The organism is Archangium sp., assembly GCF_036388035.1.
Lineage (GTDB): Bacteria > Myxococcota > Myxococcia > Myxococcales > Myxococcaceae > Archangium.
In genome coordinates, this window is record NZ_DASVSO010000537.1 from 1 (window position 1) to 1,506 (window position 1,506).

Annotated in this window: 2 protein-coding genes; one reads left to right on the forward strand and one right to left on the reverse strand. The window is 75.2% G+C overall.

Annotated elements, in window-relative coordinates; translation table 11 throughout:
* Window positions 1-27 precede the first annotated feature (27 nt).
* Window positions 28-1,182: a site-2 protease family protein gene (locus tag VF697_RS21630; protein ID WP_331097907.1), complete on the forward strand. Its 1,155-nt coding sequence runs from the start codon at window positions 28-30 to the stop codon at window positions 1,180-1,182.
* Here the strand turns inward: VF697_RS21630 and VF697_RS21635 are convergent.
* Window positions 1,171-1,506: hypothetical protein (locus tag VF697_RS21635; RefSeq protein ID WP_331097908.1), on the reverse strand; the 336-nt coding region annotated here is incomplete at its 5' end. The genes VF697_RS21630 and VF697_RS21635 overlap by 12 nt on opposite strands.

Below are 1,506 nucleotides of genomic sequence, written 5' to 3' on the forward strand. Positions count from 1 at the left end.
GCTACCGTTGACACACGAGGTGACACCGTGCGCGGAGCCGTCCGAATCGCCACCCTGCGGGGCATCCCCATCCGGCTGCACTACTCCTTCCTCCTGGTGCTGCCCGTGCTCGCCTGGCTCTTCAGCCAGGCCTTCCGCAACGCCGCCGAGGCCGCCGACGTTCCTCCCGAGCGCCTGCTCGGCCACCCGCTCGCCTGGGGCCTGGGGCTCGTCGTGGCCCTCTTCCTCTCCGTGCTCGTCCACGAGCTGGCCCACTCCTTCTACGCCCTGCGCAAGGGCGGCCAGGTCTCCGACATCACCCTGATGATGATTGGCGGCGTCTCGCGCATCACCCGCATGCCCGAGGGCCCCCGTCAGGAGGCCCTCATGGCCCTCGTGGGGCCCCTCACCAGCCTCGCGCTGGGCGGGCTCTTCCTCGCCGCGTACACGCTGCTGGCCGGCGCGCGCTCCTTCAACCTCCAGTTCGCCGTCTTCTACCTGGGCTCCCTCAACGTCTTCCTCGGCTTCTTCAACCTGCTGCCCGCCTTCCCCATGGATGGGGGCCGCATCCTGCGCTCGCTGCTGTCCGTGAGGCTGGGCCGGGTGCGCGCCACCCAGGTGGCCGGCGGGGTGGGCAAGGCCTTCGCCGTGCTCTTCGGCCTCCTGGGCCTGGTGAGCGGCAACTTCGTCCTCGTCCTCATCGCCGCCTTCGTCTTCCTGGGGGCCGCGAGCGAGTCGCGCGAGGTGCTCATGCAGTCGCTGCTGGCGCGGGTGCGGGTGCGCGAGGTGATGGTGCCGCGCACGGCCTCGGTGGAGGCGGAGGACTCGCTGGAGGAGGTGGCCGCGCGCCTGCGCACGGAGCGGCGGCGCGCGCTGCCGGTGCGCGAGGAGGGGCGCGTGGTGGGGCTGGTGACGCTGGCGGCCGTGCGGCAGGTGCCCGCGGCGCGGCGCTCGCAGGTGCGGGTGCGCGAGGTGGCCCTGCCCGTGCCCACCCTCACCCCCGAGTCCACCGCGTGGGACGCGCTGCGCGAGCTGGGCCAGCGCCGGCTGCCTCAGCTGCCCGTGGTGCTCGAGGACGGCACGCTGGCGGGCACCCTCACCCAGGATGACGTCATGCGCGGCCTGGAGCTGCGCGAGCTGGAGGACACCCCCCGCTCCGGCCCGTGGGGGCTCGGCCCGCGCGAGCGCGAGTCACCCACCTAGCCGCCCGAGCGCCGCCGCGAGTACCTCGAGGGCCCGTCGCTCCTCCGCGCGCACTCCGCCGAGCAGTCCCCGCACGCCGCTGGAGGCCCGCGCCACGCGCCAGCCCACGTCCAGCAGGCAGCGCTGGAAGCGTTGGGCCTCGCCCAGCCCCAGCCGGTGGGCCACCCGCGTGCACAGCGGGCCCAGCGGCGCCACGTCCGGCGCGGCCTCCGCGGGGCCCTCGTGCCCGGGCTCGCCCTGGAGCGCCTCCAGGCGGAGGGCCTCCCCGCAGACGCGGCCCACCAGCGGGCTGCGCGAGTCGAGGTGGCGCGAGAGCACGCGCCG